Below are 764 nucleotides of genomic sequence, written 5' to 3' on the forward strand. Positions count from 1 at the left end.
GGCGCCTCCTTCGTTCGAATTGAAAGGAATTGAGGCGTCGGACTGTCCGAAACGTCTAATCCCTCCGCCGGTACAAACCGGATCAGGTTCAGCGGGTTGGCGAGACTGCCTCTCAGCCGGTCCGCGAAGATCGCGTCCGGCACCCCGTTAGAGCGTTTCGACACATAGGCCGGGCCGATCCGCCATGCAAGCGGGAGTTTGCCGCCTTCCGTTTCCCGTGCCGGGCTGATAAGGGCCACACGATATGAGCACATTCACCATCCTGCTTGGCGGCGATCTCATCCGTACGCCACGGCTCGACCGTCAGGTCAAAGGCTCCCGCGTCATCGCCGCCGACGCCGGCATCGGTCATGCGCGGTTGCTGGGTCTCGTGCCGGAGCTGTGGGTGGGTGATTTCGATTCCGTGCCGGCGAACCTGCCGGACGATCTCGCTTCCGTGCCGCGCCGGACCTTCCCGGCCGAAAAAGACCAGACCGATGGCGAACTGGCCATCGCCGCCGCACTGGAGCGCGGCGCGACCCGCCTGGTGCTTGCCGGCGCCTTTGGCGGCAAGCGCGCCGACCACGCTTTTCTGCATCTGGCGCTTGCCTTGCGCCTGGCCGAAGCAGGGACCGATGTGCTTTTGACCAGCGGCGCCCAGGAAGGCATCCCCCTGCTGCGCGGAACGGCCGGCTTCGACTATGCCGACGGCACGCTGTTTTCGGTGCTCGGCTTTTCCGAGCTCGACGGCCTGACCGTCACCGGCGCCAAATGGCCGCTCGCTC

General features: G+C 65.8%; 1 protein-coding gene and 1 riboswitch. The gene reads left to right on the top strand.

The features are described 5' to 3' along the window. Nucleotides 1–42: 42 nt before the first annotated feature. A riboswitch (TPP riboswitch) is annotated at nucleotides 43–157 on the bottom strand. Nucleotides 158–244: 87 nt separating this feature from the next. Next, nucleotides 245–764, top strand: a 520-nt coding sequence (locus EN914_RS37170; RefSeq protein ID WP_127389771.1) for a thiamine diphosphokinase, incomplete at its 3' end; no start/stop codon positions are given.

Origin of the sequence: Mesorhizobium sp. M7A.F.Ca.CA.001.08.2.1 (genome assembly GCF_003998455.1) — a bacterium.
Taxonomy (GTDB): domain Bacteria; phylum Pseudomonadota; class Alphaproteobacteria; order Rhizobiales; family Rhizobiaceae; genus Mesorhizobium; species Mesorhizobium ciceri.